The 25489-nt window shown below is 57.3% G+C and carries 25 protein-coding genes; 10 read left to right on the top strand and 15 right to left on the bottom strand.

The features are described 5' to 3' along the window. Window positions 1-161: 161 nt before the first annotated feature. Together OSH09_RS08280 and OSH09_RS08275 are read right to left on the bottom strand one after the other, a co-directional pair. The gene (locus OSH09_RS08280; protein WP_266120706.1) at window positions 162-1148 is read right to left on the bottom strand and encodes a FecR family protein; all 987 of its coding nucleotides are present in this window, start codon (window positions 1146-1148) and stop codon (window positions 162-164) included. A gap of 78 nt (window positions 1149-1226) precedes the next feature. Then, window positions 1227-1733, bottom strand: a complete 507-nt coding sequence (locus tag OSH09_RS08275) for an RNA polymerase sigma factor (RefSeq protein ID WP_266120705.1) — start codon at window positions 1731-1733, stop codon at window positions 1227-1229. Window positions 1734-1932: 199 nt separating this feature from the next. Here OSH09_RS08275 and OSH09_RS08270 point away from each other — a divergent pair, with 199 nt between their 5' ends. From OSH09_RS08270 to OSH09_RS08245, 6 genes are all read left to right on the top strand, one after another. Beyond that, window positions 1933-2271 carry a DUF485 domain-containing protein gene (locus OSH09_RS08270; RefSeq protein WP_266120704.1) on the top strand — a complete coding sequence of 113 codons (339 nt, stop codon included), beginning with the start codon at window positions 1933-1935 and terminating at the stop codon, window positions 2269-2271. 10 nt (window positions 2272-2281) lie between these two features. Continuing rightward, entirely contained in the window at window positions 2282-4129 is a 1848-nt protein-coding gene (locus tag OSH09_RS08265) for a solute symporter family protein (RefSeq protein WP_266120703.1), read from the top strand. Window positions 4130-4148: 19 nt separating this feature from the next. Continuing rightward, window positions 4149-5201, top strand: a complete 1053-nt coding sequence (locus OSH09_RS08260; RefSeq protein ID WP_266120702.1) for a carbon-nitrogen hydrolase family protein — start codon at window positions 4149-4151, stop codon at window positions 5199-5201. A gap of 245 nt (window positions 5202-5446) precedes the next feature. After that, a complete protein-coding gene (locus OSH09_RS08255; RefSeq protein WP_207872393.1) occupies window positions 5447-6349 on the top strand; it encodes a LysR family transcriptional regulator in 903 nt (300 codons plus the stop codon). A gap of 138 nt (window positions 6350-6487) precedes the next feature. Beyond that, window positions 6488-7036, top strand: coding sequence for a superoxide dismutase family protein (sodC, locus tag OSH09_RS08250; protein ID WP_153231220.1), 549 nt, complete (start codon window positions 6488-6490; stop codon window positions 7034-7036). Between the two features lie 36 nt (window positions 7037-7072). Next, window positions 7073-7612 carry a pyridoxamine 5'-phosphate oxidase family protein gene (locus OSH09_RS08245; RefSeq protein ID WP_266120701.1) on the top strand — a complete coding sequence of 180 codons (540 nt, stop codon included), beginning with the start codon at window positions 7073-7075 and terminating at the stop codon, window positions 7610-7612. An 87-nt stretch (window positions 7613-7699) separates the two neighbouring features. Here the strand turns inward: OSH09_RS08245 and OSH09_RS08240 are convergent, their stop codons facing one another. The 7 genes from OSH09_RS08240 to OSH09_RS08210 all read right to left on the bottom strand — a co-directional run bounded on the left by OSH09_RS08240 (window position 7700) and on the right by OSH09_RS08210 (window position 15106). Next, on the bottom strand, window positions 7700-8740 hold the full coding sequence (locus tag OSH09_RS08240; protein WP_266120700.1) for an AbrB family transcriptional regulator: 1041 nt from the start codon (window positions 8738-8740) through the stop codon (window positions 7700-7702). Window positions 8741-8819: 79 nt separating this feature from the next. Next, complete coding sequence (locus OSH09_RS08235) at window positions 8820-10343, bottom strand: tripartite tricarboxylate transporter permease (RefSeq protein WP_207872396.1); 1524 nt, start codon at window positions 10341-10343, stop codon at window positions 8820-8822. Then, a complete protein-coding gene (locus tag OSH09_RS08230; protein WP_347708951.1) occupies window positions 10340-10777 on the bottom strand; it encodes a tripartite tricarboxylate transporter TctB family protein in 438 nt (145 codons plus the stop codon). Before OSH09_RS08230 ends, OSH09_RS08235 begins: the two co-directional genes overlap by 4 nt. A gap of 95 nt (window positions 10778-10872) precedes the next feature. Continuing rightward, window positions 10873-11865, bottom strand: a complete 993-nt coding sequence (locus OSH09_RS08225; RefSeq protein WP_266120699.1) for a Bug family tripartite tricarboxylate transporter substrate binding protein — start codon at window positions 11863-11865, stop codon at window positions 10873-10875. Window positions 11866-11989: 124 nt separating this feature from the next. Next, window positions 11990-13396 (bottom strand): sensor histidine kinase, encoded by a 1407-nt coding sequence (locus tag OSH09_RS08220; RefSeq protein WP_266120698.1) that lies wholly within the window; start codon window positions 13394-13396, stop codon window positions 11990-11992. A gap of 27 nt (window positions 13397-13423) precedes the next feature. Then, the gene (locus OSH09_RS08215) at window positions 13424-14107 is read right to left on the bottom strand and encodes a response regulator (RefSeq protein ID WP_207872400.1); all 684 of its coding nucleotides are present in this window, start codon (window positions 14105-14107) and stop codon (window positions 13424-13426) included. 66 nt (window positions 14108-14173) lie between these two features. Next, a complete protein-coding gene (locus OSH09_RS08210) occupies window positions 14174-15106 on the bottom strand; it encodes a LysR family transcriptional regulator (RefSeq protein WP_207872401.1) in 933 nt (310 codons plus the stop codon). 103 nt (window positions 15107-15209) lie between these two features. On the opposite strand from OSH09_RS08210, the gene OSH09_RS08205 reads away from it, so the two are divergent. Next, window positions 15210-16532, top strand: a complete 1323-nt coding sequence (locus OSH09_RS08205) for an MFS transporter (protein ID WP_266120697.1) — start codon at window positions 15210-15212, stop codon at window positions 16530-16532. Between the two features lie 20 nt (window positions 16533-16552). After that, the gene (locus OSH09_RS08200) at window positions 16553-17503 is read left to right on the top strand and encodes a carbon-nitrogen hydrolase family protein (RefSeq protein WP_266120696.1); all 951 of its coding nucleotides are present in this window, start codon (window positions 16553-16555) and stop codon (window positions 17501-17503) included. Between the two features lie 139 nt (window positions 17504-17642). On the opposite strand, the gene OSH09_RS08195 is transcribed toward OSH09_RS08200, so the two are convergent. The 6 genes from OSH09_RS08195 to OSH09_RS08170 form a co-directional block, all read right to left on the bottom strand. After that, on the bottom strand, window positions 17643-18062 hold the full coding sequence (locus OSH09_RS08195; protein WP_266120695.1) for a helix-turn-helix domain-containing protein: 420 nt from the start codon (window positions 18060-18062) through the stop codon (window positions 17643-17645). 470 nt (window positions 18063-18532) lie between these two features. Next, complete coding sequence (locus OSH09_RS08190; protein ID WP_266120694.1) at window positions 18533-20641, bottom strand: TonB-dependent receptor family protein; 2109 nt, start codon at window positions 20639-20641, stop codon at window positions 18533-18535. Between the two features lie 24 nt (window positions 20642-20665). Beyond that, window positions 20666-21109 carry a CopD family copper resistance protein gene (locus tag OSH09_RS08185; RefSeq protein ID WP_035270184.1) on the bottom strand — a complete coding sequence of 148 codons (444 nt, stop codon included), beginning with the start codon at window positions 21107-21109 and terminating at the stop codon, window positions 20666-20668. After that, on the bottom strand, window positions 21106-21807 hold the full coding sequence (locus OSH09_RS08180; RefSeq protein ID WP_266120693.1) for an ABC transporter ATP-binding protein: 702 nt from the start codon (window positions 21805-21807) through the stop codon (window positions 21106-21108). The genes OSH09_RS08185 and OSH09_RS08180 overlap by 4 nt, the downstream gene beginning before the upstream one ends. Beyond that, entirely contained in the window at window positions 21800-22579 is a 780-nt protein-coding gene (locus OSH09_RS08175) for an ABC transporter permease (RefSeq protein WP_266120692.1), read from the bottom strand. The genes OSH09_RS08180 and OSH09_RS08175 overlap by 8 nt, the downstream gene beginning before the upstream one ends. Next, window positions 22576-23559 (bottom strand): ABC transporter substrate-binding protein, encoded by a 984-nt coding sequence (locus OSH09_RS08170; protein ID WP_266120691.1) that lies wholly within the window; start codon window positions 23557-23559, stop codon window positions 22576-22578. The genes OSH09_RS08175 and OSH09_RS08170 overlap by 4 nt, the downstream gene beginning before the upstream one ends. 226 nt (window positions 23560-23785) lie before the next feature. Between OSH09_RS08170 and OSH09_RS08165 the strand changes: the two genes are divergently transcribed. Continuing rightward, the gene (locus tag OSH09_RS08165; RefSeq protein ID WP_266120690.1) at window positions 23786-24499 is read left to right on the top strand and encodes a Crp/Fnr family transcriptional regulator; all 714 of its coding nucleotides are present in this window, start codon (window positions 23786-23788) and stop codon (window positions 24497-24499) included. A gap of 116 nt (window positions 24500-24615) precedes the next feature. Further along, window positions 24616-25290, top strand: a complete 675-nt coding sequence (locus OSH09_RS08160) for a DUF1971 domain-containing protein (protein ID WP_266120689.1) — start codon at window positions 24616-24618, stop codon at window positions 25288-25290. Window positions 25291-25489 lie beyond the last annotated feature (199 nt).

Genomic DNA, 25489 nt, shown 5'->3' with positions numbered 1-25489 from the left:
TAAGTACGCGCACGGTGCGCAGACGCCCTTGGCCAAGGCTATGGGTCAGCTTGTTTTTCGTCTGAAAAGACAAGCCCCCATAAGTAAGACGCCGTAGCGAAAAATTTTCCGGAATGATTCTCACTGCTCTTTTTGATACAGAATGTATCTTTAACGAAGCCTTATCGCGCCATCAACAATGCACTGCCATCAGCCTGCCGTGCCACCAGAACCGGGGCGATATCCGGCAGGATATCCAGGGCTGCCGCAGGCTCTTCAATACTGAGCGTGCCTGAAATACGCAACTTGGCAATCTGCGGGTCTAGCACTCGCAGGGGCTGGTCCAGATAACGGCTCAATTCGCTGGCTACCGTTGCCAAGGGCACATCACGGAACACGATACGCCCTTGCTGCCAGGCGGTGATGGCCTCCACCCGCTCCTGGCTCAATGGCGTCAAACTGCTCTGCACCGCGCTGGAGACCTGTCCCGCCGTCAGGGAAGCCCGCTCGCGACGCCACCAAGGCCCAGTCGACAATTGCACCGATCCTTCCCGCACCGCGACAGTCACCTTGTCCGCCTCCCGGCGCACATTGAATTGCGTGCCCGTCACCAGCACATGCGCCTCGCCCGCCTCGACGGAAAAGGGTCGGCTCTTGTCGGAATGAACGGCAAACAAGGCCTCGCCCCGCAGTAATTCCACACTACGGCGCGATTCGTAAAAGGCGATGTTCAACTCCGTATCGGTATTCAGATCCAGCCGGGAGCCATCGGGCAAGTCAAACTGCTGGCGCCCACCGCGCGCGGTCAGTAATCGTTGGGTAAAAACCGGCGTCTCTGCCCACATCGGACGGCTGATCCAGGCACCTGCTGCCACCGTGGCAACCGTCGCTCCCGTCCCTATCAACCAGCGCCTACGCGTGAAACGGGGCGTCTCCTGCGCCGGGCGCGTCATAATCTCCCGCATTTCATCCATAGGCAGATGGTCGGCCACCTGCCAGACCTGCTGCAAAGAACGGTACTCACGCTCATGAGCCGGGTTACTGGCTAACCAGGCATCCCGCTCCTGCTTCTCCTGCACACTCAAGGTGCCAAGCTGCTCCCGGGAAAACCATTCCAGGGCTTGTTCACGCGGCAGATGGGAGGGGGTAGCGTTGTCGTTTCTAGGCATGGTTCGCGTCGCTAGGGACACAGGGCAGAAAACCACGCCCTTCACTATTAAGACGTCTGGGCATGGGGAAATCCGGAATCAATGGGGGGCATAGTTTTGTAACTTTTTTTGAAGATGCCTCAAGGCCCGCTTCATGTATTTTTCCACCGAACTGGGCGTCAAATCCAGCTTCTCGGCAATTTCCTTTTGGGTATAGCCCTCTATTTTGTTCCATAAAAAGACCTGCTGGCACTTCAAGGGCAGCTCCTGCAGCGCATCCCGCAAGGCCTGGCTTAATTGCGCCATACGCAAGTCGCTGTCCGGGCCTGCTTGCACCGGATGCTCGTCCTCGGGCAGCTCGTGCAAGGACACAAGCTCGTGCCGTGACTGACGGCGAATTTCACTGATCAACTGGTTTTTCGCACTGTGATACAGATACGCTTTTTGATCCAGTGCCGCCGCATGCTCGCCCCGCAACAGGCCTTCAATTGAGTCCTGCGCCGCATCCTCGGCATCCTGCGGCAGGGAGCTGCGTTTCGCCCACGACCCGATCAGCCCGCTGTAATGAGCGAGCCACGTTTTCTTGGGCTTGGGGTGGCGGGACATGGAAAAGGCAGCAGGCAGAGAGCGAATGAATCGGCCATATTAACAATAATTCTCATTTAGATATAGAAAAGTCCCCGCAATGTGGCGTCCTGTCTCACCCTGCAAATTTGCAAGAGGGCTTGCAACATTGGCGCTTTCCTATCCCGCCCTCCTTCTTAAGAATGGTGAGTACAAATCCAATCATAAAAAGGAGACAAACATGGCGGATATCTCTGCCCAGGTTTATGAGGCGCTCTACGCCAAGCCTCAATTCCAGGATCTGGTACGCAAGCGAAGGGGCGTCGTGCTGAGCTTGTTATTTGTCAGCATGGCCTTCTTTTTTCTGGTCCCCATTCTTTCCAGTCTGACCCCCGATCTATTCCGTCTGAAAGTGAGCGCATCCACCAACTTCGGGCTTTGGTATCTGATTGCCCAGTATCTGGTGGGCGGTGCCGTGGCCTGGCGCTATGCCGTCCAGCTCCGTCATCTGGACAAGATGGTTCAGCAGTTAACGCAACAAGAATCCCCGCAGTCCTCCCTACCCTCGGCTGCCCTTTAAGGGACTCATCATGAAAAAAACAGTATTTGCGACTGCCTTGATGGCGGTCAGCGAAACCGTGCTTGCACAGGAAAGCACCTTGGTTAACGAAGGCAACAGGGTGCTGACATTTTCAGTCTTCGCCTTTCTATTCTTGTTCACGCTGGGTATCACCTTTTTAGCCGCACGCCGTAACTCCACCGCCAGTGATTTCTACACGGCAGGCGGTGGCATCAGCGCCCGTTTCAATGGGCTGGCGATTGCCGGGGACTATCTCTCGGCAGCGGCTTTTTTAGGGGTTTCCGGGCTGATTGCGCTGTACGGTCTGGATGGCATCAGCTATCTGGTGGGCTTTTTTGTGTCCTTTATCCCGGTGCTGATTCTGGTGGCCGAACCCTGCCGTAATCTGGGCCGCTACACGCTGGGCGATGTGCTGTCCTATCGCAACAACTTCCGCGCGACCAAGCTGGTGGTGGCCGGTTCCAGCATTCTGGTGGCCTTGTTCTATATGGTTCCGCAGATTGTGGGCGGGGCCGTCATTATCCGTGCGCTGATCGGCATTCCCTATGAAGTTTCCGTGGGCATCGTTGGTTTGATGATGCTGATTTATGTGCTGTTTGGCGGTATGCGCGCCACCACGTCCGTGCAGGTCCTGAAGGCCGGGCTGCTGATCTCCTTTTGCTTTGTGCTGGTCATCCTGTCCTGGGCCCCCTACGGCTTTAACGTGGAAGCCTTCTTTGGCTCGGTGATTTCCAGCCCTGCCATCCAGAACCATGTGATCAATTTCCTGGGCCAATCCTCGCTGGGCGTGGCTGAAGCCGGGCAGCGCTTTCTGGAGCCGGGCCTGTACCTGAAAAACCCGATCGAACAGGTTTCTCTGGGCATGGCCTTGGTGCTGGGAACAGCGGCCATGCCCCATATCCTGATGCGCTTTTTTACCGTGCCTAATGCAAAGGCCGCACGCAAATCCGCGCTGTATGCCATGTTCGCCATCGGCCTGTGCCATCTGTTCATTGTCGTGATCGGGTTCTCTGCTGCGCTCAATGTCAGCCCCAGCGCCATTCTGGGTCTGGATAAAGGCGGCAATCTGGCCGCACCCATGTTGGCGCAACTGCTGGGGGGTGGCCCGGAAAGCATGATGGGCAACTTCATGCTGGCTGTTGTTGCCGCCGTGTCCTTTGCGACGATTGTGGCGGTGGTAGCCGGATTGACCCTGGCCGCCGCGTCCTCGCTGGCCCATGACGTGTATATCGGTGCGATTCGCAATGGTTCAGGCACCGAGCGTGAGCAGGTCATTGCCGCCCGTATCGCCACGCTGCTGATGGCCGTCATCTCCATCATTGCCGGTATTGCTGCCAAGGGGCAGAACGTGGCGCATCTGGTCGGTCTGGGCTATGCCGTTGCGGCCTCTGCCAACCTGCCCGCCCTGGTCTGCACCCTGTACTGGAAACGCTGCAATACCGCTGGCGTGGTGGCGGGCGTGGTGGGTGGAACGCTGCTATCCATCGGGCTGGTTCTGGTGTCACCCAATATGACCTATCCCCTGCTGCAAAAAGAGGCAGCACTGGCTACTGTCACCACTGTGAATCAAAAGCTGAGTGCAGCAGGCGACCCCGCTGCGCGCGAAAAGCTGCTTTCTGACCGCGCTACGGCCCAGGCCACAGCAGATGCCATTCCTGCCAACGCAAGCAGCGTAGTGGGCCTGTCCAAGCCCCTGATCAGCCTGCGCAACCCCGGAATTATCTCCATCCCCCTGGGCTTCTTACTGGTGATTCTGTTCTCGCTGTTTACACGCAGCGCCTTGTCCGAATCCAAGTGGGTAGAGATGTCCGTTCGCCGGGAAACCGGATTAGGTGTGGCCAAGGCCACGGTTCACTAAACGTAGAGAGAAACACACCATGTCACTTCCAATCACCCAAGTTGCCGCCGCGCACATTGCCTCTGTTTACATGGATGCCGCCGGTTCCGTGCGCAAGGCCATTGCCATCATTGACGAGGCGGCCCGTCATGGGGCGGAGCTGGTCACTTTCCCCGAGGCCTTTATCCCCGGCTTCCCTGTCTGGGCGGCTTTGTGGGCCCCTATCTACAACCACGAGTGGTTCAAGAAAATGGCGGCCAACAGCATCCATATTGATGGCCCGGAAATCGCCCAGATCCGTGCTGCTGCCAAGCGCAACGGCATCTTTGTGTCCCTGGGATTCAGCGAAAGTACCGAGGCTAGCGTAGGCTGCATCTGGAACTCCAATGTGATCATTGGCGATGATGGCTCCATCCTGAATCACCACCGCAAACTGGTACCCACTTTCTACGAAAAAATGGTCTGGGCACCAGGTGATGGTCACGGCCTGCGCGTATGCCAAACCCGTATTGGCCGTATCGGCGCCCTGATCTGCGGCGAAAACACCAACCCGCTGGCACGCTACTCGCTGGCGGCTCAGGGAGAGCAGATTCATATCTCGGCCTGGCCCGCCATCTGGCCTACACGTATGCCCAAATCCGGCCAGAATTTTGACAATGTGGCGGCCAACAAAATACGGGCAGGCGGTCACTCTTTCGAGTCCAAGGTTTTCGGTATTTTGAATGCAGGTTTCATGGACAAGGCCATGCTGGACGCCCTGACCGAAGGCGGCGATGCCCAGGCACGGGAAGTACTGGAAAACACCCCGCGTGCAGCCACCCAGTTTCTGGACCCCACCGGCGCATCCGTAGGCGACTTTCTGCAAAATGAAGAAGGCATTGCCTATGCCACTTTTGATCTGAATGCCTGCGTGGAACCCAAGCAATTCCACGACATTGTGGGCTACTACAACCGCTTTGATGTATTTGATCTTTCCATTGACCGCCGCCGCATCACCCCCGCCACATTCCGGGGCGGCAACGCCACCCAGTCACGTAGCAGTGAGCCCATGCAGGATAGTCAGCCAGCCCGTTCGGAAACGATGGAAGAATAAAGCCATCGTCTGATACCCCCTGCAAGCAGTAACTGCCCTGTACTTCCGTTGCCTCGGGAGGACAGGGCAGCCCCTATTCCTCTTTCCAAATAAGCCAGTCAGCAGCACAAGGCGCATTGCAAATTTGCAACTCCCTGAAAGCATGATCTATCCAGTGATCGCTCGCAGTAGACTTAAAAATACGCACGGGTTTAAACACGAATCCTGAACCTGTCTTGCAAATATTCTTGTACCGGGTTGCGGCCATGTCCCCTATAGCTCCCAATTGGCATGATTTAAAGATTTTCCTGGAAGTGGCGCGCTGCGGCACCTTGGGTGCGGCCGCCCGCCGTCTGAAGGTGGACCCGTCCACCCTGAGCCGTCACATAAGCCGCCTGGAAGAAACCATTAACGCGCCTATCTTCGAGCGCAACAACCAGGGTCTGCACCTGACGGCAGGCGGGCAAGGCCTGCTGGAATATGTAGAGTCCATGGAAGCCAGTGCCATCGCCCTGGCCGAGCAATTGGGGGATCGCCCCAAAGAGCCCTCCGGCACGGTGCGGGTCGGCTCCATGGAAGGGATCGCCTCCCTGTATCTGGCCGCAGAGTTTCAGGGCTTTTCTGCACTACACCCCAAGATTGCGATTGAATTGGTCACCACCACCCAGCAAATGCACGTCAACCGGCGCGAAGCAGATGTGTTCCTGAGCTTCTTTCCCATGGCGGGCAAATCCATTGATGTGGTCCCCTTGGGCTCCTTTCCGCTGCATCTGTACGCCGCCCCCGAGTACCTGGCCCGCCACGGCCACCCCTGCGATCTGGACGACCTGCTGGACCACCAGTTTGCCTCCTATGTGGACGACCTGATCCAACTGGACACCGTGCGCTGGCTAAACGAAATCATCAGCCGACCCAAGCTGGCTTTTCAGTCCTCCAGCATGATTGCCCAGATGTTTGCCGCCGCAGCCGGTGCGGGCATCGTCATGCTGCCCTCTTTTGCCAAGCCGGAGCGACTGGGCATGCTCAAACTGCTGGATGAGCAGGTCAAGGTACGCCGCACCATCTGGATGACAGTGCATCGGGACTTGCAGTACCTGCCACGTATCAAGGCCGTAACGCGTTTTCTGGAAAAAACGATTAACAGGGACTACCCCTGTCAGACCGAGTAGACGCCTGCGCTGCCACCCTTCGCGGCGCACCTCAAGGGCGCACTTTACTGACAAAGAGAAACGTCTCTTAACTGCATGGCGCGTCGGCAATGCTAGGCTGGTCTAACTCCCTGTTTACCCAGCAAAGGAATCAGCCTTATGCGTTTTTCCACCCTCAAAGCACGATGCGCAATGGCCCTGGCCACCGTAGGCGCTACTTTTGCTTTATCCGCCCCCTCGCTGGCGGACGTGATCATCCCCATGAATATGGCCACCGAAAACGGTGCTGGCGAGCAAATCGGCCAGGTTAGCGTCCGTCAGACAGAGCACGGTCTGGTTTTCACTCCAGACCTGAAAAACCTGAAACCCGGTGTGCATGGCTTCCATGTGCATGAAAACCCAAGCTGCGCCCCCAGCGAAAAAGACGGCAAAGTCACCCCAGCCGGAGCAGCAGGCGGCCACCTGGACCCTGAAAAAACCGGCAAGCACGGTTTCCCCTGGGGCAATGGCCACTTGGGCGACCTGCCCGCCTTGTATGTTCAGGCTGACGGCACCGCCAGCACGCCCGTCCTGGCCCCACGCCTGAAGTCTCTGGATCAGATCAAGGGCCACTCCCTGATGATCCACGAAGGCGGTGACAATCACTCCGACCACCCCGCGCCATTAGGCGGCGGTGCCGGGCGTTTTGCTTGCGGAGTGATCAAATAAGCGCCTTCATCCCTCTCACTTTTCCAAGGAGATACCATGAACGAAACGATTGAATCTTCCTTTGAACAACTGCAAGAGATGATCAAGGACATTCGCTTTGCGATGTTCGTCACCCACGCGGAAGGGGGCCAGCTTCATGCCTGGCCCATGACCACGCAACAAGCCAAGATGGGCTCGGAGCATGAGGTCCATGAGCACGACAAGCTCTGGTTCTTCATGGCCAGGTCCAGCAAGGTGGTCCACAATCTGGTGGCCAATCCACATGTAAACATCAGCTACGCCGAGCCCAGAACTGACACCTATGTCTCGGTCTCGGGCATGGCCAGCGTCGTGGAATCCATGAATCAAAAAGAGCGCTTCTGGAACACGCTGGTCGAGGCCTGGTATGAAGACGGCATCACCGATCCGGATGTTGCATTGGTCTGCGTACAGATAGACAGTGCCGAATACTGGAGCGTGCGCGAAGGCAAGCTGGCTCAGGCAGGCAAGATGCTGAAAGCAACCCTGATGGGCGAGCGCCTGACCGAAATAGGTGAGCACGGCAAAATCACGCCTGCTACCAAACCAGGTCGCTAAACGTCGCCTCCCTGCGGCATCAAACCAGACGCCCGGCCTTGCGCCGGGCTTTTGCTGGCACGCTTGCAGGCGAAGGTGCGACCTTGGTCAACGCCCCTCCAGCCAACGGGCAATACGTGTGTACAAAGGTCCGGTCAGCACCAGTACACACACCATGCGCGCCACCTGAAAGGAGGTCACCATGGGTGCGCCTAACTGCAAGACCTTGGCGGTAATGGCCATCTCTGCAATACCACCGGGGCTGACACCGAGTACCAGCGTGGGGTAAGCAATATCAGACAGCCGATACAAGCCGTAAGCAAAACCAAATGCCAGGGCCAGATTAATCAAGTTGCTGACGGCGGCGACGCCTAGATAACGAGGTGCCCGACGGAAAAAATCAGGGCCGAACTTGTCTCCCAACGCCCAGCCAATACACAACTGCCCCAAGTTGGAAATTTCTACCGGCAAGCCCGACAAAATAATGTCGTTATAGGTCAGGATAGCCACCACCAGCAAAGGCCCTAACACCCAGGGATTGGGCAGGCGCAACACCTGGAAGACAAACCCCGCGGCACTACTCAAGAACACCAACAGAGCCAGACCGGGCAGGTGCAAAAAATCGGGCCTGACCACAGCTCCAGCCTGCTCTCCTGAAAAGCCCAAAGCCTCGAAGGCGAAGGGAATAATGACCACCACCATCAGCACCCGCAAGCCATGGGCAGAGGCGACAAGATCCGGGCGTGCGCCGTAGCGTTCGGCCAGCCCTGTCATTTCGCTAGCACCACCGACCGCGCTGGCAAACCAGGCCGTACGCAAGTCAGTACCGGCAAAGCGGGTCAGCATGAAAGTGCCGATACAGCACAAGACCAGCGCAAACACCATGCCCATCACAATGAACACGGCATTGCTGCCAATCAGGTGCACCATGGCAGGGGTGAAATACAGCCCCAGAGACGCCCCAATAACCCATTGCCCCGCATTACGTGCCAGCGGCATGCAGGCACCCGGGCTGCCGGCCATTTTTGTCGCTGCCGTCAATATCAACGCGCCCAGCATCCAGGGCAAAGGCATGTTCAGCCAACTGGCCACCCATGCGCCGACCAAGGCTACCCCAAAACCCAAAGCAATCCGAAACCAGTTAGCCATAGCAAAAACAACAAGGCCAGGCGGCAGCCTGGCGCTTTCTCCCGATAAAAGCCCCGCCAATAAAGCGGGGCATTCTTATTTATGCCTTGTCCTGTTCGACTTTACGTCCCACAAATCGACGCAACAGAATCGGACCTACACTAACCAAAACGGCCGCTACCCACAAGGAGATTGAGACGGGGCTCTGGAACAAGATGCCGATCTCACCATCTGTAATGGACAAAGCTCGACGCAGATTCTGCTCCATCATATTCCCCAGCACCACCCCCAGCACCATCGGCGCCATGGGCACATTCATCTTGCGCAGGAAATAGCCCAGTACACCGATACCCACAACCAGCAGCAAATCAAACGTCGTGCCATTGATAGCGTAAACGCCGATATAGCTGATGGCCAGGATGCCCGGCACCAATAAACGGGGAGGAATAGCCAGCATGGACGCAAACACCCGCACCATGGGCACGTTCATCAAGAACAACATGACGTTGGCCACCATCAAGGAGGCTATCAAGCCCCACACAATCTGTGGCTGGGACTCAAACAGCGCAGGGCCCGGCGTGATGTTGTACAGGGTCAGGGCACCCATCATGACCGCCGTCGTTCCCGATCCAGGCACACCCAAGGTCAGCATGGGGATAAAGGAGCCAGTTGCGGCACTGTTATTGGCAGCCTCTGGCGCTGCCAGGCCACGCATGTCCCCCTGACCAAACATGGCATTGGGGTCTTTACCTTCGATGTATTTTTTCTCGTTGGCATAGGCCACAGCAGAAGCCACGCTGGCCCCGGCTCCGGGCAAGATACCGATAAAAAAGCCCATCAGGCCACCACGCACGGTACTCCACCAGGTAAAGGCCAACTCTTTCAGGTTAAAGAGCTTGCGCTTGCTCTTAGGCACTTCAATCGACACGCCGCCCAACAGGTTTTCCAGCATCTGCAACATCTCGGCCACAGCAAACAAGCCGATCACGACGACCACAAAATCAATGCCGTCCGCCAGGTTCGGAATGTCGAAGCTGTAACGGTATACCCCCGAGTTGGCGTCCACCCCGACAGTAGAGATAAACAGGCCCAGCATGGCGGCCAGAATACCTTTGACGGGCTCATCGCCCAGCAAGCTGGTCAGCGCGCAGAAGGCAAACACCATCAGTACAAAATATTCGGCAGGGCCAAAGGCCACCGCCCAGCCCGCCAGCAGGGGAGCCAGCAACACAATGCCGCAAATGGCAATCGTCGAACCAATGAACGATGAAAAAGCAGACAAGGACAAGGCCACACTGGCCAGACCTTTACGCGCCAAGGGATAGCCGTCCAGGGTGGTCATGACTGCGGCCGCTTCACCCGGCACATTGATCAGAATAGACGTGATACGACCGCCATACTCCGCGCCCACATAAACTGCAGCCAGCAGAATCAGGGCGGACTCCGGCGGCAACTTCATGGCAAAGGCAATCGGCACCAGCATGGCCACGCCATTAATAGGCCCCAGCCCCGGCAACACACCCACAATGGTGCCAATAAAGGCACCGACCGCTGCAACCAGCAAGTTCTGGACAGAAAAGGCGACGCCAAAACCAACGCTTAAATAGTCAAGAATAGAGCTCATAGCCACTCTCCCAGAATGCCGTATGGAAGAACCACATCCAGGCCCAGGTCAAACAAAAGGAACAGCCCGACACCCATCGCCAGCCCCCCGACAAGCGCCTGCTTCCAACTACCACCAAACAGACGGCCCACCAAGGTGGCCATCACTGTGGTGGCGATGATGAAACCCAGCCACTGGAACAACCAGGCATACGCCGCCAAGTACGCCACCATCATCAGAATGCGGCCATTGGCTCCACCTGGATTGGCAGCCACTTGCCCGCCCCCTTTGAGAATCAGGCGCAGTCCGCACAAAGCGATGATCAATGCCAGCAATAAGGGGAAGGCTTTGGGCCCAACGGGCTCATAGGAAAAGGGGGGCTCTAGGTCGTAGCCAAAAGCGGTGATCAGGGCAGCAAACACCAGCGCGCCCACGCCGAGTACGCGATCATTCAGCGTCATGATTGGAATCTCCGGATTCGCCCGCCATGAACGACGGGGCAGACAGGCGGCACTCCCGGCGCAAACCGGGCCGGGAGCACCGTAAAGACTTACTTCTTGATCAGGCCAAACGAGTCAGCCAACTCGCGATACTGGACCACTTGCTGTTTGACGTAAGTGTCCAGTTCCGGGCCGCTCATATTGAAAGGGAACAGGCCCTGCTGGGTTTGCATGCGCGCAAACTCGGGGGTCTTCATCAGATTTTCGAACGCCTGAACCCACCACTGATATTGCTCATCAGAGACTTTGGGGCCTACGTAAAAGCCGCGGATAATCGGCCACTCAATGTCAAAGCCTTGCTCTTTGGCTGTTGGGATGGCAGCCAGCGCACCGTCCAGACGCTTGTCATTAAAGACAGCCAGGACACGGATGGGCGCACCACCCTCCAGCATGGTGTGAGCTTCGGCCGCATCGCCCATATAGGCCTGAATATGGCCGCCACGTAATGCCGTCATGGCCTCGCCACCACCTTCAAACGCGACAAAGCGCATCTTGCGGAAATCCACATCTGCCGCACGCGCAGTCAGAGCCGCCTTCATCCAGTCTTGCCCACCCACAGAGCCACCCGCCCCCAAGACAATCTTGGTCGGGTCGGCCTTGAATGCTTCCATCAAGGACTTCAGGTCCTGGTAGGGCGAATCCGCACGGACAATGGCCACACCGTAATCACTGCCAATCGATGCAAGCCAACGCACATCCTCTACTGAGTATTTGCCAAACTTGCCCTGTGCCAGATTCAGCAGGGAGCCACCGGAGAAAGCAGCAATGGCATTGCTGTCACCAGGGCGCTGCGCCACGATGTGGTTGTACGCCACGGCACCCACGCCACCCGGCATATAAACGGTGCGCATGGGATTTTCCAGCAATTTGGTTTCCAGAAAACCATTCACGGCCACCCGACAGGTCAAGTCAAACCCGCCGCCCGGCTGCGCAGGGGCAATACATTCAGGCTTGGAGGGTTGCTGGGCCTGTGCACCACTCAAGCTGCTCAAACCCAGAACACTGCTGGCCAGTAGCACCCGTAGTTTCATGTGGATAGTCATTGATTCGCCTCCGGGAAAATCGTAGTCGTTGTAATGGTTGCGACCTTACCGGAGCGAAGCTTTCGCCTACCTTTCAGTTTCGCCAAAAACCACTATTTTCAAGGGTATACCCTGAACAATACCGTCAGCGATCAGACGAATTGAACTCCAGACGCACGATCAAACCACGCTGCTCCGGCCCGGTTTGCAAGCTCATGCGGGCGCCGTGAATCTGGGCAATGGCCTGGACAATCGCCAGCCCCAGACCCGAGCCTTGCAAGGCTTTCCCGGCCTCCCCCCGCCTGAAGCGATGGCCAGCCTTGGCCATGTCATCGGCGCTCATGCCAGGGCCATCGTCTTCGACCTGTATGCTGCACACTGCGCCCTCCTCCTTCACGGTCACGGTAATGCGTGCCCCGCGAGGACAGTACTTGATGGCGTTGCTGACCATATTGCTCAAGGCCTGCTGCAACAGCCACGCCTCCCCCGCGACCCAAACAGCGTGAGACGGAGCCTCCAGCCCCAAGTCCTGGCGACGTGATCGCGCCAGGCTCCAGAGCTCATCCACCACCTGCCCGGCCTGCTGGCACAGATCAACCGCTCCCAAAGCGGCACGGGTACGCAACTGGTCGGCCGCATCCCGCACACGCGACAAAGCCACCATCTGGTGGGTCATCTGGGCCGTATTACTCAAGCGCAACTGGATCGCTTCCAGCACCTCTTTCATCTCATCGGTCTTGGCCAGGGTCAAGGCAAAATCCACTTGGGTCAGCAAAACGGCCAAAGGGGTTTTCAACTGATGGGAAGCATCATCCAGAAACTGCTGTTGCTCACGTGATTTGCGCGCATAGCGATCCATATGCAAATTGATGGTCTGCACCAAAGGCCGTACCTCTCGGGGCAGGCTGGCGTCGCTGATAGGCTCCAGATTGTCGGGGGAACGATGCCGCACATCGGCACTGAGCTTGCGCAAAGGGCGCAAAGCCAGCAAGGTCCCAGCCAGAATCAGAATAATAAAAAGGCTCAGCACGGCAACGTCCTGAATCAGGTTCTGAATAATGACTTTACGTATGAATTGATGACGTTCACTCAGGTTTTCACCGGCCTGAATCAGCACACGGCTATTCTGATACGTTTGCAAGCGCCCGTCCGATTCCAGCGCTACAGCCGCAATACGCAAGGGCTCTCCCAAATACTCCGCGTCATAAAAAACAGGCTGATTGCTGACCAGGCGTCGCGTTGGCAAGGGCATGCCGGTAAAGCCAATTTCCGACAAACCATCTTCTGTGGCCACCCGAAAATACACCTGGCTGCTGATGGTGTACTCCATGAACTCCATCATGTAGTAGGACTGCTCCATGGCCAGACCACCACTGATGGTCAGCACATTGGACGACATGGATTTCAGAGCCCCCGCCAAGGCCCGGTCAAATGCGGCATTCACCTGGTCTTTCAGCGTCATGCTGGAAATGAACAGGGACACGCCCGAGGTCAGCAAGGCTGCCGGAATCAGTATGGACAGCAAGGTACGGCGCAGACTGCTCAAGGCCATGTTTGCTCCAGAAGAAAGGCTACGGCGCTAGGGCTCATCATCCGTCACCGGCTCCAGGCAGTAACCTACGCCGCGCAAGGTGACAATATGAACATCCGAAGACTGCAGTTTTTTGCGCAGACGATGCACCAGTACTTCGATAGCCTCGATATTGATTTCGTCTTCATCCTTGTCATTGAGCCGATCCAGAATGAACTGCTTGTTGACCGGTTCTCCGCTACGCTGAACCAGGATACGCAGCACCTCGGCCTCGCGCGGCGACACAGACAGCAGCGCCCCATCCAGAGTAAAGCGCAGTGTGGACAGGTCATAGACCAGGCTGCCACACGCCATGCGGGGCTTGTCCTTGCCACGGCTACGGCGAATCAGGGCATTGACGCGGGCCACCAGCTCTTCAATACGAAACGGTTTGGGCAAAAAATCATCTGCCCCGCACTCCAGAGCTTCCACCCTTTCCTGAAGAGAATCACGGGCCGTCAGAATCAGCACTGGAGTCCGGTTATCCTCCGAGCGCAGTCGCGCCAGCAAGGCACGTCCATCCATACCCGGCAGGCCCAGGTCCAGAACCAGAGCATCAAACTCCTCGATCTGCAGGCGGTGGTAGGCCACCATCCCGTCGTTGGACCACTCGACCGCAAACCCTTTTTTTTGCAAGCTGCGCGTCAGCCACAAGGCCAGATCGGGCTCGTCTTCAATCAATAAAATTCGCATGGCGGATAGTCGAAAAGAAAACAGAACAGGGCCAATAGTAAGCCGCCAGACCGCATTGCACGCGCTTTACTCGCTCACCGGCTCGGTCAGCTCCAGCACAAAACGGCGCAACCAACGGCTTTCTTCATCGTTCTCCTTGTTGATATCCCAGATCATGGACACCACAAAAGACGGCACGCGCAGCGGGACAGGCGAGACGGCCAGGCGGCTATTGCACTCTGCAAAAGAACGGGCCGCGTAATCCGGCATGGTCAGCACCAAGGGGCTGTCAATAATCGCATTGATGGCCCCGGAAAAATGGGTGAAAGAAGCCTTCACCTTACGCTGCAGCCGCTCGGCATCGAAGAGTTCATCCACAAAGCCGCGCAGGCCGTCAAAAGATACCCGGCCATGATGAGCATGCAGATACTCCTGCTTGCTGATGGGCGTAGAGAACTGCGTGGACTGTTTGTCATATACACAGATATACGATGCTGGAAACAGCACTTGCGACTTGTGCATGGTGCTCAGAAATTTTGGGCTGGAACAGATCGCCAGGTCCGCGCCATGTTCCACCATGCTTTGCGGCCACAGATAGCTATTGGTTTGGTAGAAGGAAAAGCTGATCGCCCACCCCTGCTCATCCGCCATGCGAATCATGCGTTTGGCCAGCATATTTTCCAGATCGTCGGACAAGGCGATGCGAAAAACGCGGCTGGAGCGGCTGGGATCGAACTCCTGCTCGGAAGTAACCAGTGCCGAAATGCTTTTCAAGGCTTCAGAGATCTGTGGAGCAATCTCCAGCGCCCGATGTGTAGGCGTCATCCCGTGCGAGCCACGCGTAAACAGCTCGTCATTGAACGCCACCCGCAACTTGCGCAAGGACGCGCTGACCGCACCCTGGGTCAGAAACAAGGCATTGGCAGCCTTGGTCACGCTGCGTTCATTCATCAAGCACTGGAACACCAGCAGCAGATTCAAATCCACCCGCCTGATATTAGCGATATTAATGGAAGCCATTTTTCTAATTAGTTTGAATAATTATTTGGCTTGATTAGACTAAAAATCAGCCACAACCACAATAAGGGTCAGGTATTCACCTGCCCTGCTCGAGGAGATATCTATGGGCACTGCTACCGTCGCCCCTTCACGTGCCAACTCGGCACCCCCAGGCCAGCCGGGCCTGAGTAGAAAACAAGTTGTTGCCGTTGGTATTGGCAACTTTATGGAATGGTTTGACTTCGCGATTTATGGCTACTTTGCAGCCATTATCGGCAGCATCTACTTTCCATCCGACGCCACTGGCGTTTCCCTGCTGTCGTCCCTGGCCGTATTTGCGGTCGGTTTCGTATCGCGCCCCTTCGGCGCCCTGATTCTGGGCCCGATTGGTGACCGCTTTGGTCGCAAGACCGTGCTGATGATTACCGTTTTCGGGATGGGTGTCTTCACCACCCTGATCGGCCTGCTGCCGGGCTATGACACCATCGGCATTACCGCTCCCATCCTGCTGGTTGTGCTGCGCTTCTTGCAAGGCATGATGGTGGGTGGCGAATGGTCGGCTGCCGGTATTTTCCTGGTAGAAAGCGCCCCCGCGAATCGTCGCGCAAGCGCAGCCAGCGTAGTGACCTTCACCGCCGGTGTGGCCTTCCTGCTGGGTACAGCCACCGCCGCTGCCATCAACGCCACCTTGACCGAAGCCCAGGTCTATAGCTGGGGCTGGCGTGTGCCGTTCGTGCTGTCGATTGTGATGACCTTCATTGCAGTCTTTATCCGCCGCAAACTGAACGACACCCCGGTCTACCACGAGCTCCAAGAAAAGAAGGCCAACAACACCCTGGAGCGCGTCTCGTCCAAGGACAAGCTCAACGCCTTTGTGTTGTCCTTCGCCTTTTCCGCCCTGTTCCTGGTGTCGCTGTATTACTTCATCACCTACGCCAATAACCACCTGGTCTCCATCCTGGGCATGAGCAAGACCTCCGCCCTGTGGCTGTGCAGTGCCTCGCTGGTGGTGTATTGCATTTTGCACCCGCTGGTTGGCCGCTTCTCGGACCACTACGGTCGCCGCAAACTGGCCCTGTTCGCCGCAGCGGGCCTGACCGTCATGGCCTACCCGATTTTCGTGATGATGAACTCCGGCAAGCCTGCCCTGATCCTGCTGGGCCTGATCATCATGGCCTTCCTGGTCGCGATCTCCGCCGTCATGAACGTGGTGCTGCTGGTGGAAGTATTCCCCGCCTCCATCCGTTCCACCGGCGCAGCATTGGGCCACAACGTCTCGTCGGCTCTGTTGGCTGGCCCCGGCCCCTTCATTGCCGCTGCCCTGATCCAGTACACCGGTAACCCCAACGTCCCGGCCTGGTACTTGGCCGCCGTATCCCTGGTGTGCTTCCTGATCCTGTATACCCGCCTGCCTGAAACCAAAAACGTGGACTTGTCCGCAGGCTGACCTTTAAAGGAGACCTTGTTATGAGCAAAGTTGCTGTTATCCAAGCGGCATCCGTACCCTTCGACTCTGCCAGCAGTGTAGAAAAAGCCGCCACCATCTTGCAGCGCGTGGCAGCCAACGGCGCCACCCTGGCTGTCTTTCCCGAAGCCTTTCTAGGTGGATACCCCAAAGGCATCAGCTTTGGCAGCGTGATCGGCAACCGCCGTCCCGAAGGACGTGCCCTGTACCAGATGTACGTCGAAGGCGCCGTCACCCTGGGTGGCCCTGAACTGGAAGCGCTGGCCGATGCCGTCACCCAAACCGGTGTGTACACCGTGATGGGTGTCATCGAAAAAATGGGCCGCACCCTGTACTGCACCGCTCTGACACTGGCTCCTGGTAAAGGCGTGGTGGGCATTCACCGCAAACTGATGCCTACCGGCCAGGAACGGCTGGTCTGGGGCTTTGGCGATGGCTCTACCATGGGCACCGTCGACACTCCCATGGGCCGTATCGGCAACGTGATCTGCTGGGAAAACTACATGCCGACCCTGCGTCAGACCATGTACGCCCAAGGCACCGAAATCTATTGCGCCCCTACGGCAGACGACCGCCCCACCTGGGCCTCGTCCATGATTCACATCGCCGTTGAAGGCCGTGTGTTTGTGCTGTCCGCTTGCCAGGCTATTCGCCTGAACACCTACCCCGAGTCCTTCCAAAGCGAATTTGCCCTGCCCGGCGAATTTGCACCGGACAGCTACGTCATGCACGGCGGCAGCATGATCGTCAGCCCCACCGGCGAAGTCCTGGCTGGCCCGGTATTCGACGAAGAAACCGAGCTGTACGCCGAACTGGACATGGACCTGCTCAAACAGGCCAATCTGGACTTTGACGTCTACGGCCACTACTCGCGCCCGGACATCTTCTCCCTGCACGTAGACACCCGCGCCAAACAGGTCGTTAAACTACAAACCGAAGACTCGGCCGAATAAAGCCGCCAAATCCTGCACCCCAAAAACCGGCCCCATCGCGCGATAAACGTGATGGGGCCGGAACTGCTTCAGAGCCTGGTACAGCCTGCTGCCTATACCTGCCCTTTCCTGTCGTAGCTTTCCTTTTTATCCCTTGGCTCTAGCTCAAAGCCAAAGGTTCCAGCACGGGCTGATACGGAGACAACTGCAACTGCGTCTCGTCCAGACCCATTCCCTGCGCCAACAGAGCCAACATCGTCAGGCTCAACGGCACAAGACCTTTCTCGATCACGTTGTATTCCGCCACGCTGATCCCCAGGCGACCGGCCAGACGCTCCCGCTTGATCTCCAGGTATTCACGCCAGGCACGAATCAAAGTCCAGTGATGGGTGCGCATATCCTTGAGCACCACATACGGAATACCCTTGTCCGAACGCACAAAACGCGGCGCGGCCATCAACTTGCGCACACACTCATCTTTCATGGCATCGCGAGTCAACAGATGGGCATACAACACCGCCTGTTCAGGCAGCGTACGAGGATCAATATCTTCAGTGGTCAACAAGTATGTATTCATCATGGCTGACAAACCTCAGGATGTAAGAGGACAGTGAACCCTGAACTTACCGGCACACCCCGCCTTGGTCTGTCAGATAATTCTGAAAGTGCGCCCAGGCCGCCCCGTCGGCTGATCCTGATCAAGAAACGCGCCCAAACAGATAATAAAAAATGCCCCTGAACACGTTCAGAGGCACTCTTCCAAAACACAGCATATCCAAGGCATCGCGCAATCAATAAAAACCCAAATCACAAGCTCAGAGTCAGAAACCCCTAAGGCATGAATTCCCTGTGAGCCCCTCTGGCCTGCGCCGGGGCCTTGGGGCGATTCAGAGTGCTTGCCGCAGGCGGGAGATCAGGGGACCGGTGCGCAGCACCGGCAAGAGCTCAAGCCCCAAGGCCCCGACGCAGGCCAGAGGGGCGTCTTCACTGAGGCAATTCCTGCCTAATCGTTATCAACCTTCAAGCCAAAAAACGAGGCATCAAAAACGATCAGAAGTTATATTTCACGCCACCAAAGAAACTCCTGCCATTGCCCGCCAGATACGTAGGCATTGCCTCCGAAGCCGAGCGACGAATCACATAGCTGCTGGCGTAGGTCTTATCAAAAATGTTATCCGCCATCAGATACGCACTCCAATGCTTGTCATGCTGATAAGCGACCTTGAAGCCCCAAATGGCATACGCATTTTGATGCGTCCCTTCCACATTCTGGTGATTGGTCGGCGTATCCGAAGCCAGCCAGCGCACATTCGGCCCAAAACGCCAGCCACCACGGCGATACATCAGCTCTGCACCCAGCAAATGCTTGGGCACCCCGGCAATACGATTGCCTTCATACTCGCCGCCACGGAAGCGGAAATCGCTATAGGTGTAGGACAGGCGATAGTCCCAGCGCCCTGCCGCCGGAGCAGGTAAAGAACCGCTCAAACCCGCTTCCAAACCCTGATGCCGCGTGCGATCGCCATAGTTGAACGTCACCGAGGACGCACCAGTTGCATCGCTGACAGCCATCAGCTCGTCTTTCACATTGCTGCGATACACGGCCAAGGACCAATCCACCGCCGACTCGCCACTACCCAAACGCCCTGCCCCACCTAATTCAAAAGTCGTGGCCTTTTGCACATTCAATTCCGTCAGCCCTGTCACGGCCGAACGCACGTTCATGGGCTGCGGCACTTCCGCGCTGATGATCTCCCAATACGTAGGCGCTTCATGACTGCGGCTGACATTGGCAAACACGCGTAAATCTTCAGACGGCTTCCACACCACGCCCAGCTTCGGGCTGGCATACGACCACTTCTGGTTCAAGGTATCGCCACCCAAACGATTACGCGCATCGCGGATCGCCTGGCTGTACTTCACATCCCCCACCACTGTCCACTGGGGTGCAACATTCCAGCTCAAGCCCAAGAGTGCATTGCGGTTTTCCGCGCGCAGACGGTAATCCCCAAAGAACAGCGCACGGCTGCCATTGGCGGGATTAACCGCATACAGTTCACGATCCATATCGCTGCGCGCCCAGTCCAGAGCCAAGCGATAATCCAGGCTGCCTTCACGGCCCGCTACCTGCCATTGCGCCCCATAGGTATGCCCCTTGGTAGGCGAAGACACCTGCGGATTCGTAAAGGTATCGTCCACCGTCTGCCAGTACAGGCCCACGGTCTGGTTGAAATCCTCCGTTCCCCAATAGCTGCGGTTAGCCAAGCGGAACTGCGTGGCCTTGCGATTCGGGTCACGCTTATAGACATTCGCCGCCATATCCTGCGGTGTGCCGTAATCCCCCATCACACTGCGCGGATCGCTGTAGAGACGCTCACGCGGGACCACATTGGGAATATCAAACTTCAAATCCACATAGGACAGATAGGTGCGATTCTCGAACTGCCCGCGCTTGAAGCCAATATTGCCCTGCACATTCGTGCGCTCGGAATCCGAGTGATGACGATAGCCATCGGCCTTGTCATGGCTGACCGCCAATCGCCCATCAAACTCGTCTGTCTGAAAACCCTTGGCCGCATACAAGCCCAAACGCCCAAAGCTGCCGCCTTCCACGCTGATGGTATCGCCTTGCGTGCCATTCATGGAACGGAAATCCAGCTCGCCACCCAAGGTAGTGGCGCTAGCCGACAAGGCATTGGCACCGCGCCGCACACTGATCAGGGAGCTATTGCGGGGCTCCAGAAAACCGATCACAAACGAGCCATCCGCCTCGTTCAAAGGCAGGCCATCCTGCAACAGCAAGACACCTCGATTGACCGGATTACTTTGAATCCCCGAACCGCGAATATTGAGCCGTGGCTGATCAATCCCGCCAAAGAAATCCTGCACGATCAGACCGGGCTGATAGTCCAGGGCATCGCGCAAAGTCACCAACCGCACTTCTTCCTGCGGCTGAATCAAGTTGGTGCCACCGGGCACAGCGTCCAGGCGGGCTTTTTCTTGTCGCAGGTCAGCCTGCAGCACGCTTTGTCCGACAGGCGCCTTGATGACAATGGGAGACAAGGTGGAGGTAGACGGGTCGGCCCAGGCGGCGCCCGACCACAGGCCTCCCAGCGCCAGGCTGATCGTCAGCCGACGCAATACAGGAACGTGTGACATCGTATTCTCGATAGGAAAGTGAAATTACCAGTGCAGATAAAACATGGTCTTGGCCAGGATCACGATCCCGACCATGTGACAGAACACGCTTAGGTGAATGCGCTTGAAATGGATGGACTTCATGCGTCCGGTGCGCCGCAAGGTCATGGCCGTCAGAAAGTGGCCAAAAACGCTGAGCGCCAACAGAATCTTGATCGTCAGAAACAGGCCCAGGGTGTTATCAAAAGGATGGGCCAGCGCAGCGCGGTGGTGCCAGGCCAAACCTATCCCGGCGCTGTACAAAACCAGCAAAACCCAGGGCATGATGCGGCGGGCACGATCACCAATGGCAATCTCCAAAGTACGCATGGCCTCTCGTGGAACGTGCTTGCGTATGCCTTCCAGCATCAGGACTTCAAAAAACACCGTGCCGATGAAAAACAGTGCGGCAAACAAATGGAACAGCAAAATCACGGGATAGGCAGTCATGGCGTCAAAGCCTCCTGAGACAAGAGTTGGGCATACAAGGAATCAGCCAGACGCTCGCGGGCAGCGGCATCGACAGGGCTGGCAGGCTCAAACATTTGGCCCTGCCCTTTTTGCAGTAACAGGCAAGAGTCGGCCACCCGCATCAGTTCGCGTGGTTGATGGCTGACATAAAGCAGTGCCGCTCCGGTTTCTTCCAGACAACGCAGGCAGACTTGGGCCAGGCTGTTACGCAGGGCCGGGTCCAGGGCGCTGAAAGGTTCGTCCAGCAGCAATAAATCCGGCTGCAAAGCAAAGGCGCGGGCCAGTGCCACCCGCTGCGCCATGCCACCGGACAACTCACCGGGCCAGGACTGGGCAACATCGGCCAGCTCTACCTGTCCCAGCCAATACATGGCACGCTCTTTGGCTTGAGCAGCAGACAGGCCCTGCGCGCGCAGCGGAATCTGCACGTTGTCCAGCACGCTGCGCCAAGGCAGCAAACGAGGCTGTTGAAACACCAGCACGGGGTGGCGAAACTCGTTCCAGATCTGCCCGTTATCGGGTTTGATGAGCCCGGCTACCAAGCGCAGCAAGGTGCTTTTGCCTTCACCGCTGGGGCCCAGAACGCCCAAACGCTGACCTGCTCTCAAGGTGAAACTCAAATCCTGCAAAACCGGCTTTTGCCCGAACAGGACCTGCACGTGGCTGAGCTCAAGCATGGCTGTCCTCCTGCCATTGCCCCAGACGACGCTGCAAGGGTTGCAGCAAGATGAATTCAATCGCAGCCACCAAGCCCAGAATCAACACCACCCAGGCATACAGCTCGGCACTGTCAAAAGTGCTGCGAGCATTGGCCAAGGCATAACCTGCACCACTTTCTGCGCCCAGCACTTCAGCCATCACCACCAGACGGACACCGCCGCAGCAGGCAATCAACAAGGCAGCGGTCAAGGGAGCCGTCAGCGAGGGCAGATACAGGTGACGCAGACGACGCCACCAGCAAAAGCGGTACACGTGGCTCATCTCGATCAAGTTGCGGTCCACCTGCAACATGCCTTTGACGGTGTTGACGTACATGCCTGGCACCATCATCAGCACCGTCATGAAAATCACCATGCCCGAGCCCAGACCAAACCACAGCATGGCCAACACAACAACCACCACAGGCGGAATCGCCATCAGCAGCCAGCGCAGGGGTTCCAGCAAGCCACGCAGGCGCGGGCTGTGTGCCGCCAAAATACCTAGCGTGAAACCAATGGAGCAGCCCACGCTGACGCCAATTGCCACGCGCAGCAAACTGGCTCCGGCATCATTCAGGAAGTGGCCCGAAGTCATCAAGCGTGGAATAGCACGAGCTGTTTCCATGGGCGAGGCCATCAACAAAGGCCCCAGAAACATGGCGCTGATCTGCCAGCACAGCAAGATCAGCAACACACCCACAAAGCCCCAGGCGCGCGAGCTATGGGCCGACAAATGTGGCTTGGTTTTCATGGCCCATAGAATCCGGCAGCAGGCAGACCACCACCCAAGGCTTGGGGATGCTGATCAGCCAGCAATTGGTACAGCGCTTCCAGTTGAGGGCGAATTTCGCTGGCTGGGCGACTGTCCAGACGCGTCTTTTCAATCGCGGTCTGAATCGCAGGGACGGGGAACTGCGGCAGATAGCCGTGAACCATTTGGGCGCATTCTTGCGGCTGCTGGCTACACCAACGGGCAGACTCGGCATATGCCCGCTCCACAGCGTGATTCAGCTCGGTATCGTGGGCAACGGTGACGTTCGCCATGACACCCGCTTGAGGCAGCGCCTGTTGCGAAGGGAAAACCTCGGCCCAGGCTTGCTCCAGACTTTGGCCGCGATGCAGCTCTACCTTTTTCTGCTCGGCCTGCCACAAGAGCAAGGAGGCCGTTGGCTCAACCAGCAAGGCTTGATCGCCCTGCCCGGTCAGCATCAAGGCAATCGCATCCTGAGCATCGCGGGTACGGCGTAAACGCACGGCTTCCTTGCCCGGTTCGGCCTGCTTGGCCAGCAAGGTGTCCAGCAGAACGGCGGGCAGATCGCGCTGAAATGGCACCAGCAACTCTTTACCGGCCAGATCACTAAAGCTTTTGACTGCAGGATCTCGGCTGACCAGCCACAGAATCCCCCAGACCGAGATATTCAGTTGCTTGACGGCCTGCCCCTTGTTGAACATCAAGGCAGACAAATTACTGGGCGCAGCACTGTAATCCACTTCCTTTTTAGCCAGCAGCACACGCAACTGATCGGGGTTCTGCCACAGGCGGAACTCCAGCTTGTCCGTGTATTGGCTCAAGGCCTGAGTCTGCGCCATATGCATCAAGGGATAGGACACCACGGCACCAGGGCCAGCCAGCGTCAAAGACTCATAGCGGGGAGCGGCCTGGGCACCTGCTACCAGCGAAGCCAAGAGCAAGCCAGGCAACACACGGCTCAAGACTTTGCGGACAAACATCCCACTGCCATCGTTTTTGGAAGTGCCCGGCACCTTGGGAACAGCCTGATTAAAGGGAAACCCACACGTATGGCTGGCCTCAGCCTGCTGCCCTCTCTCTGAACGGGCACTTTTTGCGTGGGGAGCAGCCCAGCGGCAAAACCCTTGATAGATATATGGCATGAAGATTCGTATAATGAGAACTATTATCAAATGGGAATTCTCCCATCTTCATCCCAGCGCCCAAATGACAAAAGTCAACATACCCGGCCCGGGTCCAGCTTTGTTTGAATTGCTGGCCCGCCACCGTCTCTTGCAAGGTTTGCCCATCGAGGTCATCCAGCATTTGTGCCGTGACGCCTTGGCTCAAAACGCCAGCACCGGGCAGATTCTGTTCAATGAAGGTGACGAGGCTCGCTATTGCCTGCTCGTAGACAACGGCCAGGTAGAAATCCTGCGCTATAGCCAAAATGGTGATGAGCGAGTCTTCAACGTCTTCGAGCCCGGCCAGATGGTGGCCGAAGCCGCCATGTTCATGCCGCACGGCCGTTACCCCATGTGCGCTCGCGCCAAAGGAGCGGTACGGGTCTACAAGCTCTCGCGCAGCAGTCTGCAAGAAGCCTGCCGCCGCTGGCCCGAACTGGCCATGAACATGATGGCGGGCTTGAGCAGCGCCTTGTATGCGCAGGTCAATAAAGTGGACTGGATTTCCGCCAGCTCGGCCGCCGAGCGTCTGGCGAACTACTTGCTGAATCTGCAAACCCGCCAGGGGGAAAATATCCAGTTGCCCTTGAACCAGCGGCAACTGGCCGCCCATCTGGGGATACGGGCAGAAACCTTGAGCCGATTGTTTACTGACTGGCAGGCGCGCGGTTACGTCAGTGGCAAACGCAGCGACTGGCAGGTACACGACCAGGCACATTTACTACGTCTAGCCAGTCCAGCACAGCGCTCCTTTTAAGTGGCCTCGCACCAGAGTCGGACGGGTTCCGTCTCTATGTCGTCATGACTTTTGTCATTGGAGGACCTTTCAAGCAGACCGAGAATGCCGACTTTTAGCTTCTCTGCTTGATACCCATGACACACGCGCAGCCGCAGGCCGATTACACCGAAGCCGACATCCGCCACCTGGTGACCCAGTTCTACGCCCAGGTGCGGCAAGATACGCAGCTAGGCCCGATTTTTGAACACAATGTGCAGAACTGGGACGAGCATCTGGATATGCTGTGCGATTTCTGGTCGGCCATTTTGCTGGGCACACGCCGCTTCAAGGGCGCCCCGATTGCGCGCCATGCCGCCCTGCCCGAGTTATCCTGGCCCTTGTTCGAGCGCTGGCTGGAAATTTTCCACCAAGCCACGGCTTCTCTGGGCAAACCCGCACTTCAACACAAGGCTGACGCGATGGCAGACCGCATTGCCGCCAAACTCTGGCAGACCTATCAGGCGCAAAGTAATCAAACGAACTTGCCCGACACCCTGCCCGAGGGGCTGGAGCGCTACAGCCAATCGCCCGTTTTCACGCCCGACAATTTGCCCGACGCCCTGCGCCGCGTCCACAACACCAAGGTCGGCACCTGGGGCCTGCTGCGGGTTCAAACCGGCGTACTGCGCTTCGCACTGGACCAGGAACCCTTTACCGAAGTGGTCCTGACCGCCGGGCAATGCGTGGCCATCGAGCCCCAGGTTCTGCACCACGTGGAATTCGAGCTGCCCGGCAGCTTCCAAATCGAGTTCTTCAAACAAGCCCGCTAAATTGAAAAAATCCCTTACAAATAGTAGGTGAATACCCGCATCACCGACTACACTTGCGGCTCTGGCGTGAAAACCTCAATAGAATCAAGATTGTCCTTGATCAATTTGGCACGCCCTTCGGGCAGTTAGCTATAAGCTCAACGCTTATACTGTTCAACTATAAAACAGGGGCACCGCTCACAAGGCGAGCCCCCTGACG

Origin of the sequence: Alcaligenes parafaecalis (assembly GCF_026344135.1) — a bacterium.
Lineage (GTDB): Bacteria > Pseudomonadota > Gammaproteobacteria > Burkholderiales > Burkholderiaceae_B > Alcaligenes > Alcaligenes parafaecalis.
Note: the sequence above shows the minus strand (reverse complement) of the source record. Positions and strands in the feature narration are given on the sequence as shown.

Bases quoted from the DNA above. Each gene is read 5' to 3' on its own strand.
- OSH09_RS08235 (WP_207872396.1), bottom strand. From the start codon at position 10,343: ATGAGCTCTATTCTTGACTATTTAAGCGTTGGTTTTGGCGTCGCCTTT.
- OSH09_RS08190 (WP_266120694.1), bottom strand. From the start codon at position 20,641: ATGTCACACGTTCCTGTATTGCGTCGGCTGACGATCAGCCTGGCGCTG.
- OSH09_RS08245 (WP_266120701.1), top strand. From the start codon at position 7,073: ATGAACGAAACGATTGAATCTTCCTTTGAACAACTGCAAGAGATGATC.
- OSH09_RS08195 (WP_266120695.1), bottom strand. From the start codon at position 18,062: ATGATGAATACATACTTGTTGACCACTGAAGATATTGATCCTCGTACG.
- OSH09_RS08225 (WP_266120699.1), bottom strand. From the start codon at position 11,865: ATGACTATCCACATGAAACTACGGGTGCTACTGGCCAGCAGTGTTCTG.
- OSH09_RS08260 (WP_266120702.1), top strand. From the start codon at position 4,149: ATGTCACTTCCAATCACCCAAGTTGCCGCCGCGCACATTGCCTCTGTT.
- OSH09_RS08280 (WP_266120706.1), bottom strand. From the start codon at position 1,148: ATGCCTAGAAACGACAACGCTACCCCCTCCCATCTGCCGCGTGAACAA.
- OSH09_RS08180 (WP_266120693.1), bottom strand. From the start codon at position 21,807: ATGCTTGAGCTCAGCCACGTGCAGGTCCTGTTCGGGCAAAAGCCGGTT.
- OSH09_RS08185 (WP_035270184.1), bottom strand. From the start codon at position 21,109: ATGACTGCCTATCCCGTGATTTTGCTGTTCCATTTGTTTGCCGCACTG.
- OSH09_RS08215 (WP_207872400.1), bottom strand. From the start codon at position 14,107: ATGCGAATTTTATTGATTGAAGACGAGCCCGATCTGGCCTTGTGGCTG.
- OSH09_RS08265 (WP_266120703.1), top strand. From the start codon at position 2,282: ATGAAAAAAACAGTATTTGCGACTGCCTTGATGGCGGTCAGCGAAACC.
- OSH09_RS08240 (WP_266120700.1), bottom strand. From the start codon at position 8,740: ATGGCTAACTGGTTTCGGATTGCTTTGGGTTTTGGGGTAGCCTTGGTC.
- OSH09_RS08275 (WP_266120705.1), bottom strand. From the start codon at position 1,733: ATGTCCCGCCACCCCAAGCCCAAGAAAACGTGGCTCGCTCATTACAGC.
- OSH09_RS08160 (WP_266120689.1), top strand. From the start codon at position 24,616: ATGACACACGCGCAGCCGCAGGCCGATTACACCGAAGCCGACATCCGC.
- OSH09_RS08220 (WP_266120698.1), bottom strand. From the start codon at position 13,396: ATGGCCTTGAGCAGTCTGCGCCGTACCTTGCTGTCCATACTGATTCCG.
- OSH09_RS08200 (WP_266120696.1), top strand. From the start codon at position 16,553: ATGAGCAAAGTTGCTGTTATCCAAGCGGCATCCGTACCCTTCGACTCT.
- OSH09_RS08175 (WP_266120692.1), bottom strand. From the start codon at position 22,579: ATGAAAACCAAGCCACATTTGTCGGCCCATAGCTCGCGCGCCTGGGGC.
- OSH09_RS08270 (WP_266120704.1), top strand. From the start codon at position 1,933: ATGGCGGATATCTCTGCCCAGGTTTATGAGGCGCTCTACGCCAAGCCT.
- OSH09_RS08165 (WP_266120690.1), top strand. From the start codon at position 23,786: ATGACAAAAGTCAACATACCCGGCCCGGGTCCAGCTTTGTTTGAATTG.
- OSH09_RS08255 (WP_207872393.1), top strand. From the start codon at position 5,447: ATGTCCCCTATAGCTCCCAATTGGCATGATTTAAAGATTTTCCTGGAA.
- OSH09_RS08210 (WP_207872401.1), bottom strand. From the start codon at position 15,106: ATGGCTTCCATTAATATCGCTAATATCAGGCGGGTGGATTTGAATCTG.
- OSH09_RS08205 (WP_266120697.1), top strand. From the start codon at position 15,210: ATGGGCACTGCTACCGTCGCCCCTTCACGTGCCAACTCGGCACCCCCA.
- sodC (WP_153231220.1), top strand. From the start codon at position 6,488: ATGCGTTTTTCCACCCTCAAAGCACGATGCGCAATGGCCCTGGCCACC.
- OSH09_RS08170 (WP_266120691.1), bottom strand. From the start codon at position 23,559: ATGTTTGTCCGCAAAGTCTTGAGCCGTGTGTTGCCTGGCTTGCTCTTG.